This window comes from Streptococcus ilei (assembly GCF_000479335.1).
GTDB lineage: Bacteria > Bacillota > Bacilli > Lactobacillales > Streptococcaceae > Streptococcus > Streptococcus ilei.
Window position 1 is genome coordinate 858,985 of the sequence record NC_022584.1, and the last position, 16,915, is coordinate 875,899.

The following is a 16,915-nucleotide window of genomic DNA, read 5'->3' on the forward strand; positions in this document are numbered from 1 at the left end:
TAGCTTAGTCCAAAAAAGTAATCCGCATCTTTACGACAATCGTTTGTTTTTGTGCTTTCAGACTCTTTGTTTTGCCTTTTTCCATCTTTTGCGGTAAAATGATTCTGTATGAGAAAAAGGATTAAACCAATTGTCCTCTTCGTCTTTTTCCTAAGCATCTTTTCCTTTCTGCTCATTTCTAAAACAGTAGCAGATATTCAAAGGAATCAACTTGCTAGAAGCAAGACTACACAAGAGGCAAAGAAAACCAATCAATCAAAAGTCCCATCTAGTTCTTCTTCTGACTCAGTAGAAGAACTAGATCAAGAATTTTTGAATCGACCAATTATTGACATCTCTGGTTGGCAATTACCAAGCGAGATTGATTATGATCTCTTAGCACAGAATGTTTCTGGAGTCATTGTTCGCGTTCATAGTGGCGCTCAAGCTAAAAAAGAAAATGCTGCGACTTATTTAAATGGAATAGACAAATCATACGAAACTCATATTAAAGAGTTTCAAAAACGAGATATTCCAGTTGCGGTATATGCTTACGTAGCTGCCAAGGACAAGAAAGAAATGGAAAAGGAAGCAGAAGAGTTCTATCAGGCATCCAAAAAATACAAACCAACCTATTATTGGCTGGATGTAGAAGAAAAAACCATGGGTGATATGAACGCTGGAGTGGAAGCCTTCCGTGCCAAGCTAGCATCATTGGGAGCCAAAAATATCGGAATCTATATTGGGACCTATTTCATGGAAGAACATAGTATCTCCACTGATAAATTTACCGCCCTCTGGATTCCAACTTATGGTTATGATGATGGCTATTACAATGCGGCGCCATCTACTGATGATGAGTATGATCTTCACCAGTACACCTCTCAAGGGCAATTGAATGGCTTCACCCACTACTTGGACTTGAACCAGATTGCACCCACACAAGATCAAGAAAAAATCTACCGAAAACTATTCACAGTAGAAAAGAATTAAAAGAGGCCTCTGCCTCTTTTTCTCTTAAACTGCAACTCAAAGAGTATGATATAATATTAGGAAATTTAGAGAAAGACAATAGTGAGATGGCAAAAAAACAAAAAGTAAAAAAAACATTGGTTGAACAAATTTTACAAAAAGCAAAAATCCCCCATATGGGATTACAAATCAATGCCCTTGAAGGAATGATTCCAGAAGGAATTAGGACTGAGCAAATTTATAAGACATTGGCCCTTACAGGTGATAAAACTGGTCCTGTTATCGGAATTGTTCCCATCTCTGCCCACTTGTCAGAGAAAAAATTGGCCAAACTATCTGGCAATAAAAAAGTCAGTATGATTCCACAGAAAGATTTAGAAAAAACAACAGGCTATGTTCACGGGGCCAATAATCCTGTTGGCATTCGACAAAAACACAACTACCCCATTTTCATTGACCAATCTGCCTTGCAACTTGATCAGATGATTGTCTCTGCAGGTGAAGTTGGTCACAGTATTCAAATCAAGGCGCAAGACTTAGCTGATTTTGTCAAGGCTAGCTTTGAGGACTTGGTCGAGTAAAGGATAAAACCACTATGAAACTATATTTTGTCCGTCATGGACGCACGGAGTGGAACGAGGAAGGCCGTATTCAAGGGGCAAATGGCGACTCCCCGCTTTTAGAATCTTCCATCCAGCAGTTGAAAGCCTTGGGTCAGCATCTATCTCAAACATGCTTTGATGCAGCTTATGCAAGCGACTTGCCAAGAGCTGTCCATACTGCTCAAATCATCCTCAAACAAAATCAGCATCCCATCTCCCTCCAAGAGACTCCTGCTCTACGGGAATGGCAGCTTGGTAGGCTAGAAGGTGGAAAAATTGTGGAGTTGAAAGCTTTCTATCCTGAGGAAATGAAGGCTTTCCGACACGATCTATCACAATTCCATCACGACCTATTTGAGGCAGAATCCGTTTCTGAAACAACCAAGCGTACCTGTGATTTTGTGAAAAGCCTGAAAGGAAAAGAGTTCGATACCGTTCTTATCGTTGGACATGGGGCGAATTTAACAGCTTCCATTCGGACCCTACTTGGCTATAAACCAGAGGAACTCCGTAAAAACGGTGGCCTCAATAATGCCAGTGTGACCATTTTGACAACAGATGATTTTGAGCACTATCACTTAGAAACTTGGAATGACACCTCTTATTTGGAAGACTAAAAAACACTGATCTTGCGATCAGTGTTTTCTTTTATCTTATTTCATAGTTGGGAAGAGAAGAACATCCCGAATAGTAGTTGTGTCAGTAAGGAGCATGCAGAGACGGTCGATACCGATTCCGAGTCCTCCTGTTGGTGGCATACCATATTCAAGAGCTTCAATATAGTCGTAGTCAATACCAGTCGCTTCATCGTCTCCCAATTCTTTGGCGCGTGCCTGCGCTTTGAAGCGTTCCAATTGGTCGATTGGGTCGTTCAATTCTGTAAAGGCATTGGCATATTCCTTGGTCATGATGAAGAGCTCAAAACGATCCGTGAAACGAGGATCTTCATCATTCTTCTTGGCCAATGGAGATACAGCTACAGGGTGTCCATAGACAAAGGTTGGTTGTGTCAAGGTTTCTTCCACATATTCTTCGAAGAAGGCATTGATGATGTGACCTACTTCAGTGTAGTGTTTTTCAACTGGCACATGTTTTTCTTTGGCAAGGGCTACTGCTTCTTCAAAGCTCATTTCCTTCCAGAAATCAACGCCAGCAATTTCCTTGATGGCATCCACCATGTGAACCCGTTTAAAGGGTTCATTGATCTTGATTTCAGTTCCTTGGTAGTTAACTGGACCATCCCCATGAATGGCTTTAGCAGCGTGTTGGATAATGCCTTCTGTCAAGTCCATAATATCTTGGTAGTCAGCATAGGCTTGGTAGACTTCGATTGATGTGAATTCAGGGTTGTGGGTAGCATCCATTCCTTCATTACGGAAGATACGTCCGATTTCATAGACGCGTTCCATTCCACCAACGATCAAGCGCTTCAAGTGAAGCTCAGTCGCAATCCGAAGGACCATATCAATGTTTTGGGCATTGTGGTGAGTGATAAATGGACGCGCAGATGCTCCACCAGCTTCGTTGTGAAGGACAGGTGTTTCTACCTCAAGGAAGCCTTGACCATCCAAGTAACGACGGATTTCTGAAATGATTTTTGAACGAGTTACAAAGCGGTTAAAGCTTTCACGGTTAGAAATCAAGTCCAAGTAGCGTTTGCGGTAGATGGTTTCCACATCTGAAAGCCCATGGAATTTTTCAGGCAAGGGACGAAGGGCTTTAGATAAATGAGTGATGTGAGTAGCTTTGATTGAAAGCTCACCCATGTCTGTCCGCATCACTTCTCCTTCTACACCAAGGAAATCTCCAAGGTCGGCCTTTTTGAAAATTTCATAATTCTCTTCACCAACCGCGTCTTTACGAACGTAAATTTGGATTTGACCTTCACGGTCTTGAAGGTGGGCAAAACCAACCTTCCCTTTTCCACGTTTGGTCACGAGACGGCCTGCAATAATAGCTGTCTCGTTCAAGTCATGAAGTTGTTCTTTATCTAATTCTGAATATTTTTCTTTTAATTGACCAGAATCAGCAGTACGTTCGAATCGCTTTCCAAATGGGTCGATTCCTTGTTCACGAAGGGCCGCCATTTTTTCGCGACGGACAATCTGCTGGTCATTTAATTCTTCCATATGTTCAGTAGTCATTTGGAACCTCCTAAGTTATTCTCCCCTATTTTATCATATTTACCGGGGAAATACACTATTCTTGAGCAGGAAAAATGAAAAAAGGAATGGAAGGAAAGGGAGTTTGCTACCTTTCCTATCACATTCCTAGATTTCAGAAGGGAACACGACGATTGTCCCAATCCATCATTCAAGTCATTCTACCTTATTCATAGCGTAGGGCTTCAATTGGGTCTAGTTTTGATGCCTTGCTAGCTGGTAGGATACCAAAGATAATTCCGACACAAGCTGAGAAGATGATACTTCCAATAGCCACTGACATGGAGACGACTGGAGGCCCTTCTAGAGCACCTGCAGCAGCTGTGGCGATGAGAGCATTGACACCATAGGCCAATCCCAAACCGAGAATTCCTCCCATCATGGTCAAGACCATTGATTCGATGAGGAATTGAATCAAGATTTTGCTACGAGTAGCTCCAAGTGCTTTTCTTAGACCGATTTCACGTGTCCGCTCAGTCACAGAAACCAACATGATATTCATGACCCCAATCCCACCAACGAGAAGGGAAATTCCTGCAATCGCACCAATGACTGTTGTCATAATACTGAGCATTTGATTGGTCTGCTCTAAGAGACTATCCATATTAAAAATTTGGAACTCCCCTTGGCGAACTCCTGATAGCTCGGTTAATTTTTTCGCTGCTTCGATTCCAGTTGATTTAATCTGTTTGACATCAGGAATATGCACCACAATAGTGGAAATTTCTTCTGTTCCAAATTCTGAAGCTACTTGGGTATTAGCCATCAAGGCACTTCCTCCAGAAGAAGCCCCATATAATGCAGATCCAGCATTTGGATCCTTGAAGATTCCTACCACCCGATAGTTATTGTCTCCGACAGCAACCACTTGGTTGAGAGCACTTTCCGTTCCAAACAAGGTCGAAGCTAAGCCTTCATCCAGCATGATGACCCGAGAAAAACTCTGGTAATCTGAGGCATTTAGTTTTCTTCCTGAAACCAATTCAAATTTTCTAACAGAGAAATAGGTATCATTGACTCCCATAATATTCACCCCTTCAGATTTTTTCTTCTGAAAGGAGATAGTAGCATTGGCTGTATTACCAACATAGTAGCCATCAACCCCAGGAATCTTGGTCAGTTCTTTGACCCATTCTTCTTGGACAACAGGAGGGGTTTCAAGGATTGGATTATCAACATCTTCGCTAGTTTCCTCTCCATAGCCAGCTGGTGGTGACATTCCTTGGTCTTCTTCACTTGCGACGCCACCTTCCCCACCACCTTCAGCGCCGCCTTCTTCTGAGACAGGTTCTGGGCCAAGATTAAAACCAGTCATGTAGCCACTCTTTCGGGCGGAATAAGAAATCTGAACATACTGTTGATCCTTAGTAAAGGTCTTGGTCACTCCAGCTTTCATCCCATCTCCGAGAGCCATGATGACAACGACTGAGGCAACCCCGATAATAATCCCTACCATGGTTAAGAAAGATCTCATTTTATGTCCCATAATGGAACTAATGGCGAATTTCCAGTTCTGCATCAGGTCCTCCTTTCATTGCGACTATCCGATGATATCACTCCATCTCGAATGACAATCTGACGTTTGGCATAGGCAGCAATCTCCGTTTCGTGGGTTACCATGATGATGGTTTTCCCTTCTTGATTGAGTGCTGTCAAAAGCTCCATAATTTGTTCGCCGGTTTTGGAATCAAGAGCTCCTGTTGGTTCATCCGCTAAGATAATAGAAGGATGATTCACCAAAGCCCGAGCAATGGCCACCCGTTGTTTTTGCCCTCCGGACAATTCAGAAGGAAGGTGGTGCATCCGCGTATCGAGCTCAACTTTCTTTAAAAACTGTTCGGCTAATTCCTTTCGTTTGGAAGGATTCACTCCTGCATAAATCAAAGGGAGCTCGACATTTTGAAAGGCATTGAGTTTTGATAGGAGAAAAAATTGTTGAAAGACAAAGCCAATTTGCTCATTGCGAACCTGAGCCAACTTCTTCTCACTGAGGTTCCCAACCTCTTCCCCTTCTAATCTGTACTCACCACTAGTCGGACGATCGAGAAGGCCAATAATATTCATTAGAGTAGATTTCCCAGAACCAGAAGGTCCCATAATGGCTAGAAATTCTCCCTCTTCTACTTCTAAATGGATATCCTTTAATACCTGTAAGGTTTGATCTCCATTTTTATAACTTTTATTGATATTTTTCAGCTCAATCAATTTTGTCATATTTTCCGACCTCTTTCCCATCTTCCAAATCTCCAGAAGGGTTGATGATCACTTGCGCATCTTTCTTCAAGCCAGATAAGACTTCCTGATTTTCTGCATCTGCATTTCCTAAGGTAACCATAACTTTTTTAGCCTTACCAGCTTCAATGGTCCAAACATAGCTTTGCTCGCCATCCGATAGGACACTTGTCACAGGAACTAAAGGATGGATGGTTGAACTTTTTACTTCAATATTGACAGAGAAACCTTGTTTCAAATCGCCGATCTCACTCGTAATATCTACAGTAAACGGATATTTGGCTCCTCCTGTTCCTTGTCCAGAACCTGCAGCACTTGCACCTGCCTGACCTGCATCCGTCGGATAGTTAGCTACATAGCTAATCTTTCCAGTCCATTTTTTCCCAGGATAGACCTTGGAGGTTAAGGTCACTTCCTGGCCAACTGAAATGTTGGCTAGATTATATTCAGACAACTCTCCTTTTACTTGAAGGTTTCCATTGCTGACGATATGAACAAGAGTTTGGTTGGTTCCTGTTGTTGATTTTGAAACATCCTTATTAACTTCTACAACTGTCCCATCTGTACTACTTTTTACGGTTGTAGCATCCAATAAGGCCTTGGCTTTTTCCATATTGGCTACAGCATCTGCACGGGCATCGCGTAAATCACCCACTTGAGTATCCAAAGATCGTTGAGCTTGAGAGGCTGAGCTGCTATCTGCTTCCTCATCCCCTGTTGTATCAATCGTCACCCCATTGGTCAAGAGATCGTTTAATTGACGATCCGCTTTATTAACTGCACGAACAGCGGCATCATAGGCAGATTGCGCTTCTGTACTGCTATATTGAACAATGGCTTGTCCAGCAGTCACTTGATCCCCAACATTCACTAAGATGGATTGCAAATCTCCTTTCGTTCCGTCAAAGTAGATATATTGCTCCTGATTGGCAGTGACTTTCCCCGTCAACAATACTGATGAAGCAATGGAACCTTCTTTGACTGTTTGAACCATAGGAGTCATATCCACCAACTCCTCAGGACCATTGCTAGATCTTCCAAAAGCAAGCCAGCTCCCGATTCCTAGGACTGCTAGTGCAGCGCCTGTAGCTGTAACGATTTGCCATTTTTTAAATTTTTTCATTTCTTTCCTCCAGTATTCGAAAGCGTTTCAAATTATAAGTTTAGTATATCATATTTCCTCATTTTTCAATTCAAAATCATCTGTTTTGCAAGTTTTTTTTGCTATCTTGTTTTCTCCTCCTATTCAACGATGGCAATTTCTTGATTTTTGTAACCTATGTTGTTACAATGAAGGTGTAAATCAACAAAGGAGTATTAACCATGAAAGAATTTGATATTATCTCCATTGGTGGAGGTAGCGGAGGGATTGCTACTATGAACCGTGCTGGAGAACATGGAGCCCGCGCTGCTGTTATTGAAGAAAAGCAACTAGGTGGAACCTGTGTCAACAAAGGATGTGTCCCTAAAAAAATTATGTGGTATGGCGCCCAAATTGCTGAAGCCATTCGTGATTACGGTCCAGATTATGGGTTTACTTCTGAACAGACCAATTTTGATTTTGCGACATTAAGAAAAAATCGCGAAGCCTATATTGATCGGGCTCGTTCGTCTTATGACGGCAGTTTTAAACGAAATGGTGTGGAATATATCCAAGGTCGCGCTCGCTTTATCGACGCCCATACGGTTGAAGTCAACGGGGAAACCATCAAGGCTAAACACATTGTTATCGCTACAGGTGCCCATGCTTACGTCCCAGATCTACCTGGAGCAGACCTAGGAGAAACCTCTGACGATGTCTTTGCTTGGGAAGAACTACCAAAATCAGTTGCCATTATTGGAGCTGGTTACATTGCGGTAGAACTAGCCGGTGTCCTCCATGCCCTTGGTGTTCAGACAGATCTCTTCGTTCGCGGTGATCGTCCCTTAAGAAAGTTTGATTCTTACATTGTCGATGGCTTAATGGAGGAGATGGACAAACAAGGATTGTCCCTCCATCCTCACAAGGTTCCTGTTCAACTCACAAAGGAAGAAAATGGTCAAATCCGTGTCTATTTCGAAGACCAAACATCTTTTGTTGCTGATCATATTATCTGGGCGACCGGCCGAAAACCAAACGTTCAGGACCTCCATCTAGAAGCTGCAGGTGTCACCTTAAATGAAAAAGGATTCATTGCAGTAGATGAATACCAAAATACCGTTGTCCCTGGCATCTATGCTCTTGGGGACGTCACAGGAGAAAAAGAATTAACCCCTGTCGCTATCAAGGCAGGGCGTACCCTATCCGAACGTCTCTTTAATGGAAAAACCGATGCTAAAATGGACTATTCAACCATTCCTACCGTTGTCTTCTCTCATCCCGCTATTGGTACAGTCGGTCTCACTCAAGAAGAAGCCGAAAAACAATATGGAAAAGAAGCTATCAAGGTCTACACTTCTAGTTTCGCCTCTATGTATTCAGCTGTGACCCAACATCGTCAGCTGGCTAAATTTAAACTCATCACTGCAGGACCAAAAGAAACCGTCGTCGGCCTTCATGGTCTTGGATATGGTGTAGACGAAATGATTCAAGGATTTGCCGTTGCCATCAAAATGGGAGCGACAAAAGCCGATTTCGATGCCACTGTCGCCATCCATCCAACCGGTTCCGAAGAATTCGTTACCATGCGCTAATATCAGAAAAGGTTTGTTTAACAAGCCTTTTCTGATGTTTAAATTTTAACTGATCATCACTGGAGCTACCATAGTCTAATCTTTCATTTTAACTTGATTACCTTACATTTTTGTAAGATAAGAGCTTTCGAAAGAATGAAAGCTAGCTTCACTAGTCATGCTTTTAATAAATCATATAAAAAAGAGAGTGGGACAGAAATCGGTCATTCGTTAGAATTCGATTTCGTCGTCCCACCTCCGCACAGTTGAGTGGGGCTGTAAAAGCTGATGAAATCAGCCTAGTAGAGCCCACTCAACCACTGCGTCTTGCTCGACAATCCAAAGACAATTGAGAGGCTAGGACTTTTGTCCCAGCCTCTGTGTCTTCTTATGGCAAGATAGCAATGGCACGAACAGGTGAACCAGTTGCCTTATCCCAGTGAGGGAAGGCAATTGAAATCAAGGCACCTACTGCTGGTACTTGATCCAAGTGGTTCAAGACTTCTACTTGGTAGATATTTTGTTCCAAAAGGTAGTATTCATTGACCAAGCCATGCTCTGCAGCAGGAATACCCGCGTCTGTATCGAAGGTCTCATGACCCACAGCCTTAACATGGCGTTCATGGATCAAGAATTCCAAAGCTTCACGACTCCATCCTGGACTTTGTTGAACCCCATTTTCATCTAGGTTGCGCATAGCATCTTGATCTGGCCAACGTTTGGACCAATCACTACGGAAGGCGACAAAAGCTCCTTCTGCAATTTGTCCATGCTCTGCTTCGAAATCCAAAATATCTTGTTTGCTCAAGATAAAGTTTGGATTGGCTGAAACTTCTTTCGATTTGTCGATGACATAAAGTGGCAAGAGGAGATCCTTGAGATCAATCTCATCCAACCAACGGCCTCCTTCTACAAAGTGAATCGGTGCATCGATATGCGTTCCGTATTGACCAACTACTGTAAATTTTTGGACATGGAAGCCATCTTTTAGTGTGAAGAGGTCTTCTTGTTGCAAGGCGGGAAGAGCTGGAAAGTGAGGACTTTCTGCATTGATTTGGTGACTCAAGTCCACCCATTTTTTAGCTTGTAATTCTTTGTAAATACTAAGTAAATCTGACATAAGGGTTCCTTTCCTATAAGTGCGACATGAAATAAACGAATAAGGTTATTATAACAGTCAATGTCAACATCCACAATGATTTGCCTTAATCTTGTTTTCTTGAATAGGATATAGTTTCAAGCTATAATTATAGAAAGCATCAAAAAAGAGGCTAGGACAAAAGTCCTAGCCTCTCAATTGTCTTTGGATTGTCGAGCAAGACGCAGTGGTTGAGTGGGCTCTACTAGGCTGATTTCATCAGCTTTCACAGCCACACTCAACTGTGCGGAGGTGGAACGACGAAATCGAATTCTAACGAATGACCGATTTCTGTCCCACTCTCTTTCTTACTCTGTCCATTACTGTTTAAATGCATCTAACAGAACTTGGAATTCTTCATTAGTGAGCGTAATCCCCTTGCCCATCTTCGTATGGTCTGGACTCCAAGTGCGGATATCATATTTAGCAGGTGCTCCATTAAAGCTCACCCGGTTTAACTCCTTGGTCCATCCCTTTTCATTTTCAGATAACACCAAGAGTTGTTCTTCAATTTCAAAACTAAAATCTGCCATGAATACTCCTTTCAATGTCTTTCACCTTAATAATTCGTAAAAAATTTTACAAAATGAATGAAATTTTCTATAATATATTGTATCAACTTATGGAGAATTATGCTATGAAAAGATTTCTTGAGCTTCTCAAGGACCGAGCGAATGAATTTTTTAACGATAAAACCTCCCAACCAGCCCCACTAGAGGATGATAAAATTATTCAGATTATTGAACTGGCCCTTCGAAAAAAACAAGGAGTCCATGTCATTTTCCAAAATAAAAGCTTTACAGGCGATATCGTGAAATATGATCAGGAACGAAAACAACTCATTGTCAAGAATTTTAAAAAGAGTATGTCAACCATTATTCGAATTTCTGACATTCAAAAGATTAGTCTTGTTCCACATACGATTCGAATCGCCCAACAAAAAACACCGTAAACTTCCAAGCTAGGGAGGCATGCGGTGTTTTTTTCTTGTACTTTTTAGGCACGAACTGTTTGACTCGTTCCATCTTCTTTATAGAGATTGATCAAGCCTTCTTTGAGAGCACGGATCATATCACCTGGTTCAACTGGTGTTGGCATATGAATGGTCAATAACTCCATCGGATTTGGTGCTCGGTCAATTTTATTGCCCTTGGCATCATGCAAATCTTCGATGACTGTTTCAAAATGTCGGAAACCAGGTCCGTAAAATTCCACTTGGTCCCCTTCGTTGATGACATTCCGTTGACGAATGGTCGCAATTTGCTTGTCCGCATCATAGGCAACCACTTCTCCAACGAACTTGTATTCTGGAATCTTCCGACGAGCCCCAAACAGTTGCTCGTTTTCTGAAGGAGTACCATAGTAAAAACCAGTCGCTAGCTCACGTTGGGCCACTTTCCACATCTCATCAATCAAATCTTGCTTAATGGCTTCGAACTTCTCAGGACTTTCCAAATAAGCATCAACAGCCGCCTTGTAGCAGTTCGTTACAGTAGAGACATAGTGAATGGACTTCATGCGACCTTCGATTTTAAGACTGTCCACTCCATTTTCAATCATATCAGGGATATGATCAATCATCGACATATCAACTGCTGACATCGAGAATTCTTCAGGGATTTCCCCTTTGAGACTCTTGCGTTCTTGACCGAACGGCATATCGTAGAGATCATACTTCCAACGACAAGATTGGGAACAGCCACCACGGTTAGCATCCCGCATACTCATATGATTGGACAGGGTACAACGACCAGAGTAGGAAATACACATCGCTCCGTGAACAAAGGCTTCAATCTCAACGTCCGTCCGCTTACGAATCTCAGCTAGTTCTTCCATCGAAACTTCACGAGCCAAAACGACCCGTGTCAAGCCCAAGTCTTTCCAAAACTCAAGGGTCTCATAGTTGGTAGCACTAGCTTGCGTAGAAAGGTGAATTTCCAAACCTGGCGCTTCAGTCGCTGCGATGGTAATCAAGGCAGGGTCTGAAACAATGACCGCTGCGATTCCGATATCCCGTAAACGACGGAACCATTCTCCAGCTCCTACTTCATTTCCTTCGTGCATGACCATATTGGCCGCAACATAGACCTTGGCTCCATACTTAGCCGCAAATTGGACTCCTTCTTCCATTTGCTCAAAGGTGAAGTTTCCTGCACGGCTACGAAGACCATAGGCCTGCCCACCGATAAAGACAGCATCCGCACCATAGCGAACAGCGACTTTTAGTTTTTCTAAAGTTCCAGCGGGGGATAAAACCTCTGGACGTTTCAATTGTTTTGTCATCATATCTCCTAGTATATTACAAGTATATTAGTTAGATTATCAATCTTGTCTATTTTATAGCAAATCCAGTCGAAAGGCAATGGTTTGGGAATTGTTTTGACAATTCTCATTCTTTACCATCATCAAAAAGGAAGGCCCGCACTCCTGGCAGGCTTTTCTCCTTTATTTAACCATGTCTGGATCGTAGTCATAAAATCCAGTATCGAGGAAGCGATTCTTGGGATGCAATTGGTGAATCTGTTCATCCAATAGGAAGGCCTGGTCCGAAGTGAAGGTTCCAGCTTCCAAGAGCTCACGTGCTTTCACAAAACACTTGGCAATTTCCACAAAGTTTTGACCAGGTGTATAAATCCCCTCTAACTTCCAGTGGGTGAAACCATGCTCCACTAACTCAGAGAGTTTGGTCATCAAATCCAGGTCATTATTGGCAAAAATATGAGTTCCATGCTTGTCCTCAAAGATAGAATAGTGGCTTTCTGGATCTCCTGGTTCTGCCAAAAAGAGATCGCGCTCTCTCGTCTTTTCGTCATCGATGTGCGTAAAATTGTAGTAATTCTGCAAAAGAGGGCGTTTGGAATGATGAATCACACTGGCCCCATAAACCAATACTTCAGCAGGAATCTCTAAGATTTCTGGCATCTTGAAAAGCTCTGCAGATGGGATTTCTCGAGCAAGAACTGCTTCTGAAGCACCAGCCTTTTGTCCCCAGAAATTGATCTGACGGCTACTTGTCACCATGGTAGAAGCATCATAAATGGTTTTAAAGCTGTAGCCATCCCGCTTCAATACATAAAAGACGCCTGCATCTCCTACCGTGATATAATCGACGTTAATCGAAGCAAGAAAATCTAAAAATGGTTTGATACGATCCATCATGTCTTGGTGCATCAAGGCATTGACAGCCACTGTCATTTCCTTACCTGCCGCATGGACTAGATCAGAAATTCGACTTAATTCGTCATACGAGAAAGTGTGAGGAAGTCGTAATCCAAATTCCTTTTCTCCGACATAAATACGGTCCACACCTACTTCTAGAAGGGCTTGAACCTGTTCAATACTTTCAGCTGTAGCTGTAATAATTATCTTTTTCATGAAAACTATTATACCAAAAAAGTCATTTTGCTCTCTAAATTTCTTAATTTTGTAAAAATTGTAACAGTTTTGTAACATTTCTATGCTTGAAAACGTGTTAAAATAATAGAGTACTGTTAGGAGAGAGAAATATGCCCGCAAGAAAACTTAGAGTTGTTGAAGAATACGACTATGTCGAAGTCCCTCTTCAACAAGAGAATACAACAACTAATTATGATTTTAACCTTGATACTGAACCAGCTCCGCAATTAAGTGAGCTACTATTTTTCCTTAATATTGCTGTGTTTTGTGTCTTAACTGTTTTATTTAGTTTCGTCTTTTTATCAATGAAGATGAATACCTTTTTTGCTTTTGCCTCAGCAATTGCTTGTAGTTTGGGAAGTATCCAAGCTTTCCGCATTTTCCAGTTAAAACGGAAAAAGGACTAAGATGAATTTTTTAGCCTCCTTCGGGAGGCTTTTTGGCATTTCCCATCCACGTTTGTCATTGTATAAGAGAAATCCCTCACCAATGGTGAGGGATTATTTTATTCTTCTTCTACAGCTGTTTCTTTGATCTCTTCTTCCACTTCTGGAAGAGCTGTTTCTTCTTCCAATTCAAGGACAATCTCTTCACTTTCTTTTTCCTGTTTAGGCTGGAAAGGACTTGCTTGATTGCCGGTCTTTTGCTGGATTTTTTCCTTAATCGTTTGGATAGCATCTTGTGAAAATTCTACCACATCCTGCGTCTTATCTTTCACTGTCTCGATAACAGTGTCTTTGTTGATCTCGCCACTTTCAACTTTTTCCTTGGTTTGCTGAATAGCGTCTGATGCTTGCTTGGATAGTTCCATTGCAGATTGTTTCACAGAATCATGAACTTCTTGTGGATTCTCTTGGTATTCTTTTACAAAACCTTTGACTTTACCAGTCAACTCTTTCCCTTTTTTGGTTGTCAGGAAGTAGGCTGCGGATGCGCCAGTGATCGTTCCAATTAATAATGATGATAAACGTCCCATAAGGTACCTCTTTTCTTATTTAAATAATTTCATAGCCATGCGAGCTGCTTTTAATCCGACGGATGTTTTAACAGTCTTTCCACCAACAACGACAGCTTTTTTGCTAATCTGACGTGCTTGATCATTCAGATCCGACACAGATACAGATAAATCTGCCACTGCTGTGAAGAGTGGATCAATGGTTGCAACTTTTTGATTCAAATCTTCTGTCAAAACATTCACTTTTGCTAACAACTCATTGGTTTGGTGTAAGGTTACATTTACATCTGATGTCAAGGTCTTAATCGTTACTTGAGTCTCATCTACAACTTTTCCAATCTTTGAAAACAAGATAATCAAGTAGATGACCAAAACTACTAAAGCTAACCCTAAAAGCCCATAGGCAATTTCAATAAACATTTCTTTTCTCCTTAATCTATTTCCGTTCTATAAAATGGTGCATTCTTTTTTCGTTGATAGATCATGATGCTGATTCCAAGCAGGATGAGGACCAGGGAAAGCCATTGTGAAACTCGAATTCCCAAAAACATCAAGCTATCTGTCCGCATTCCTTCAATAATCATTCGACCAAAGCCATACCAGATTAGATAGAAAGCAGTAATTTCGCCCTTTCTCAACAGTTTCGGACGACGACGCAAGTAAAGAATCAGCACAAAACCAAGCAAGTTCCAACAAGATTCATATAAGAAGGTCGGTTGACGGTAATGTCCATCAATAAACATCTGATTCCGAATGAAAGAAGGTAAATAATCTAAATTCTTAACAATGGCTCCGTAGGCTTCTTGGTTAACAAAATTGCCCCAACGGCCAATACTTTGAGCAATCATGACACTCGGTGCAGCGATATCTAAAAAATCAACTGGGTCAATCAAACGACTGCGTGAAAATAGGTAGAGGACTAGAGCCCCTGCCAGGAGTCCACCATAGATAGCAATCCCACCGTTCCATACGGCAAAAATCTCTCCTGGGTGTTCCCTGTAATAAGACCATTGAAAAATAACATAGTAAAGACGGGCCCCTATGATCGCTACTGGAAAAGCAATCAGAATGAAATCAATAATATCGTCTGACTCTATCCCTTTACGAGGGGCTTCTTTCATAGACAGGATAACCGCCAAAAGGAGACCGAGGACGATACAAATCGCATACCAGCGAATGCTAAAGGGACCAAGTTGAATGGCTACTGGATTCATACTTTCACCTCATTCTGATCAATCAACTGGGTCAATCGATCTTCAAAGGTTTTAGTAGCATCATATCCCATTTCTTTGGCGCGGTAGTTCATTGCTGCTGCCTCAATGACAACGGAAATATTGCGACCTGTCTTAACAGGGATGCGAATTCTTGGAATAGTCACTCCACAGAACTCAATTTCTTCTGCATTATTGCCAAGACGATCGTAGGTTTGTTCCTTGGTGTAGTTTTCTAAATAGACCGCGATTTGAACCTGTGAAGAATCTTTCACAGCACTGGCACCATAGAGACTCATAACATCAATGATCCCTACTCCCCGAATCTCTAGCATATGACGTAGAATTTCAGCAGGCTCACCCCACAAGGTCATCTCATCACGGGCGAAGACATCTACCCGGTCATCTGCTACCAAACGATGCCCTCGTTTGACGAGCTCTAAACCAGTCTCACTCTTCCCGATTCCACTATCTCCTTGGATCAGAACCCCCATGCCATAGATATCCATCAAGACACCATGGACACTAGTTCTTTCCGCAAGGAGAGAATCTAGGTAGCTTGATAGTTCACCAGATAGGCGACTAGTTGGAACGCGACTGCTTAAAATCGCGATTTGCTTTTCCTCTGCAGCACGGAGCATTTCTTCAGGAACCTCTAGATCCCGCGCGATGATGAGTACCGGTGTTTCCGGCTGGAACATCTTTCTCAAAACTTGGTGACGATTGTGGGAGGTCATCTTGATGAGGTAAGACCACTCTTTCATCCCAACCAATTGAATTCGTTCTGGAGTATAGTAATCAAAATATCCTGTCATTTCAAGTCCAGGACGTGAAATATCTGCCGTTGTGATTTCTTTTTCAAATAGGCTTTCATTGCCGTACACAACCTTCAAACGAAGCTTATCAATTAAATCTCGGACTGTTATTGCCATAGGCTTCTCCCTTTTTGTTTTCTCTTACTATTATAGCAAATTATCCCAGGTAAGACTTGCTCAAGCATCTTTTTTTAGTATCAAAACTGATGCTATTATTCTCACACTCATTCCAGTACTCTTTGATGTTTCTCTTTATCCTTGTTATCCCATATTTCTATCGTTTCTTCATTTGAAAAAAAAGATGAGAGTGGGACAGAAATCGGTAATTCGTTGGAATTCGATTTCGTCGTCCCACCTCCGCACAGTTGAGTAGGGCTGTAAAAGCTGATGAAATCAGCGTAGTAGAGCTCACTCAACCACTGCGTCTTGCTCGATAATCCAAAGACAATTGAGAGGCTAGGACTTTTGTCCCAGCCTCACATTCTTATTCGATTCATGAAAATTCTTTAAAAGAATGGATCATCGTCTTTGATTACTTGTGCATCCTTCCGTTTGCGAGGTCCGAGGCCATACTTTTCTCTTTCAAGATCTTCTTTATACGGCAAGGAGAAGGCACATAGGCAATAAATAGCCAAGCCTACAAGCCCATAAGCATGAAAGATACTAAAGAGCACAAAGAGAAAACGCAATAGGTTTGCATCGAGCCCAAATCGATCCGCTAGTCCAGCAAATACTCCGAAAACGATTCTGCCTCGACGTAATTTATAAAAAGTTGGATTCAAGGGCATACCTCCTATTATT

Annotated in this window: 19 protein-coding genes; 6 read left to right on the forward strand and 13 right to left on the reverse strand. The window is 41.9% G+C overall.

Annotated elements, in window-relative coordinates:
- The first annotated feature begins 108 nt into the window (after window positions 1-108).
- The 3 genes from N596_RS04160 (at window position 109) to N596_RS04170 (ending at window position 2,170) form a co-directional block, all read left to right on the forward strand.
- A complete protein-coding gene (locus N596_RS04160; RefSeq protein ID WP_023023860.1) occupies window positions 109-972 on the forward strand; it encodes a GH25 family lysozyme in 864 nt (287 codons plus the stop codon).
- Window positions 973-1,058: 86 nt separating this feature from the next.
- A complete protein-coding gene (locus N596_RS04165) occupies window positions 1,059-1,532 on the forward strand; it encodes an aminoacyl-tRNA deacylase (protein WP_023027080.1) in 474 nt (157 codons plus the stop codon).
- A gap of 14 nt (window positions 1,533-1,546) precedes the next feature.
- Window positions 1,547-2,170, forward strand: a complete 624-nt coding sequence (locus N596_RS04170) for a histidine phosphatase family protein (protein WP_023027081.1) — start codon at window positions 1,547-1,549, stop codon at window positions 2,168-2,170.
- A gap of 36 nt (window positions 2,171-2,206) precedes the next feature.
- Here the strand turns inward: N596_RS04170 and lysS are convergent, their stop codons facing one another.
- The 4 genes from lysS to N596_RS04190 all read right to left on the reverse strand — a co-directional run bounded on the left by lysS (window position 2,207) and on the right by N596_RS04190 (window position 7,070).
- Window positions 2,207-3,697, reverse strand: a complete 1,491-nt coding sequence (gene lysS, locus N596_RS04175; protein WP_023027082.1) for a lysine--tRNA ligase — start codon at window positions 3,695-3,697, stop codon at window positions 2,207-2,209.
- 184 nt (window positions 3,698-3,881) lie between these two features.
- On the reverse strand, window positions 3,882-5,234 hold the full coding sequence (locus tag N596_RS04180) for an ABC transporter permease (protein ID WP_023023869.1): 1,353 nt from the start codon (window positions 5,232-5,234) through the stop codon (window positions 3,882-3,884).
- Complete coding sequence (locus N596_RS04185) at window positions 5,234-5,929, reverse strand: ABC transporter ATP-binding protein (RefSeq protein ID WP_042361170.1); 696 nt, start codon at window positions 5,927-5,929, stop codon at window positions 5,234-5,236. The genes N596_RS04180 and N596_RS04185 overlap by 1 nt, the downstream gene beginning before the upstream one ends.
- Window positions 5,913-7,070 (reverse strand): efflux RND transporter periplasmic adaptor subunit, encoded by a 1,158-nt coding sequence (locus N596_RS04190; protein ID WP_023027084.1) that lies wholly within the window; start codon window positions 7,068-7,070, stop codon window positions 5,913-5,915. The genes N596_RS04185 and N596_RS04190 overlap by 17 nt, the downstream gene beginning before the upstream one ends.
- Window positions 7,071-7,270: 200 nt before the next feature.
- Between N596_RS04190 and gorA the strand changes: the two genes are divergently transcribed.
- Window positions 7,271-8,620: a glutathione-disulfide reductase gene (gorA, locus tag N596_RS04195; protein ID WP_023027085.1), complete on the forward strand. Its 1,350-nt coding sequence runs from the start codon at window positions 7,271-7,273 to the stop codon at window positions 8,618-8,620.
- Window positions 8,621-8,987: 367 nt separating this feature from the next.
- Here gorA and N596_RS04200 read toward each other — a convergent pair whose 3' ends face one another.
- Together N596_RS04200 and N596_RS04205 are read right to left on the reverse strand one after the other, a co-directional pair.
- Window positions 8,988-9,719, reverse strand: coding sequence for a cyclase family protein (locus N596_RS04200; RefSeq protein ID WP_023027086.1), 732 nt, complete (start codon window positions 9,717-9,719; stop codon window positions 8,988-8,990).
- A gap of 338 nt (window positions 9,720-10,057) precedes the next feature.
- On the reverse strand, window positions 10,058-10,270 hold the full coding sequence (locus N596_RS04205; protein ID WP_006597402.1) for a YdbC family protein: 213 nt from the start codon (window positions 10,268-10,270) through the stop codon (window positions 10,058-10,060).
- 89 nt (window positions 10,271-10,359) lie between these two features.
- On the opposite strand from N596_RS04205, the gene N596_RS04210 reads away from it, so the two are divergent.
- On the forward strand, window positions 10,360-10,689 hold the full coding sequence (locus tag N596_RS04210; RefSeq protein WP_042361426.1) for a hypothetical protein: 330 nt from the start codon (window positions 10,360-10,362) through the stop codon (window positions 10,687-10,689).
- Between the two features lie 44 nt (window positions 10,690-10,733).
- Here the strand turns inward: N596_RS04210 and N596_RS04215 are convergent, their stop codons facing one another.
- Window positions 10,734-12,020, reverse strand: a complete 1,287-nt coding sequence (locus tag N596_RS04215; protein ID WP_042361172.1) for a peptidase U32 family protein — start codon at window positions 12,018-12,020, stop codon at window positions 10,734-10,736.
- A 162-nt stretch (window positions 12,021-12,182) separates the two neighbouring features.
- A complete protein-coding gene (locus N596_RS04220; RefSeq protein ID WP_006597381.1) occupies window positions 12,183-13,112 on the reverse strand; it encodes a peptidase U32 family protein in 930 nt (309 codons plus the stop codon).
- A gap of 131 nt (window positions 13,113-13,243) precedes the next feature.
- On the opposite strand from N596_RS04220, the gene N596_RS04225 reads away from it, so the two are divergent.
- On the forward strand, window positions 13,244-13,540 hold the full coding sequence (locus N596_RS04225) for a DUF3270 family protein (RefSeq protein ID WP_006595911.1): 297 nt from the start codon (window positions 13,244-13,246) through the stop codon (window positions 13,538-13,540).
- Window positions 13,541-13,638: 98 nt separating this feature from the next.
- Here N596_RS04225 and N596_RS04230 read toward each other — a convergent pair whose 3' ends face one another.
- The 5 genes from N596_RS04230 to N596_RS04250 form a co-directional block, all read right to left on the reverse strand.
- Entirely contained in the window at window positions 13,639-14,109 is a 471-nt protein-coding gene (locus N596_RS04230; RefSeq protein ID WP_006595910.1) for a YtxH domain-containing protein, read from the reverse strand.
- 15 nt (window positions 14,110-14,124) lie between these two features.
- The gene (locus N596_RS04235) at window positions 14,125-14,508 is read right to left on the reverse strand and encodes a DUF948 domain-containing protein (RefSeq protein ID WP_006595909.1); all 384 of its coding nucleotides are present in this window, start codon (window positions 14,506-14,508) and stop codon (window positions 14,125-14,127) included.
- Window positions 14,509-14,519: 11 nt separating this feature from the next.
- The gene (lgt, locus tag N596_RS04240) at window positions 14,520-15,302 is read right to left on the reverse strand and encodes a prolipoprotein diacylglyceryl transferase (protein ID WP_006595908.1); all 783 of its coding nucleotides are present in this window, start codon (window positions 15,300-15,302) and stop codon (window positions 14,520-14,522) included.
- Window positions 15,299-16,231: an HPr(Ser) kinase/phosphatase gene (gene hprK, locus N596_RS04245; protein WP_023027089.1), complete on the reverse strand. Its 933-nt coding sequence runs from the start codon at window positions 16,229-16,231 to the stop codon at window positions 15,299-15,301. The genes lgt and hprK overlap by 4 nt, the downstream gene beginning before the upstream one ends.
- Window positions 16,232-16,620: 389 nt before the next feature.
- Window positions 16,621-16,896 (reverse strand): PspC domain-containing protein, encoded by a 276-nt coding sequence (locus tag N596_RS04250; protein ID WP_048689503.1) that lies wholly within the window; start codon window positions 16,894-16,896, stop codon window positions 16,621-16,623.
- Between the last annotated feature and the right edge of the window lie 19 nt (window positions 16,897-16,915).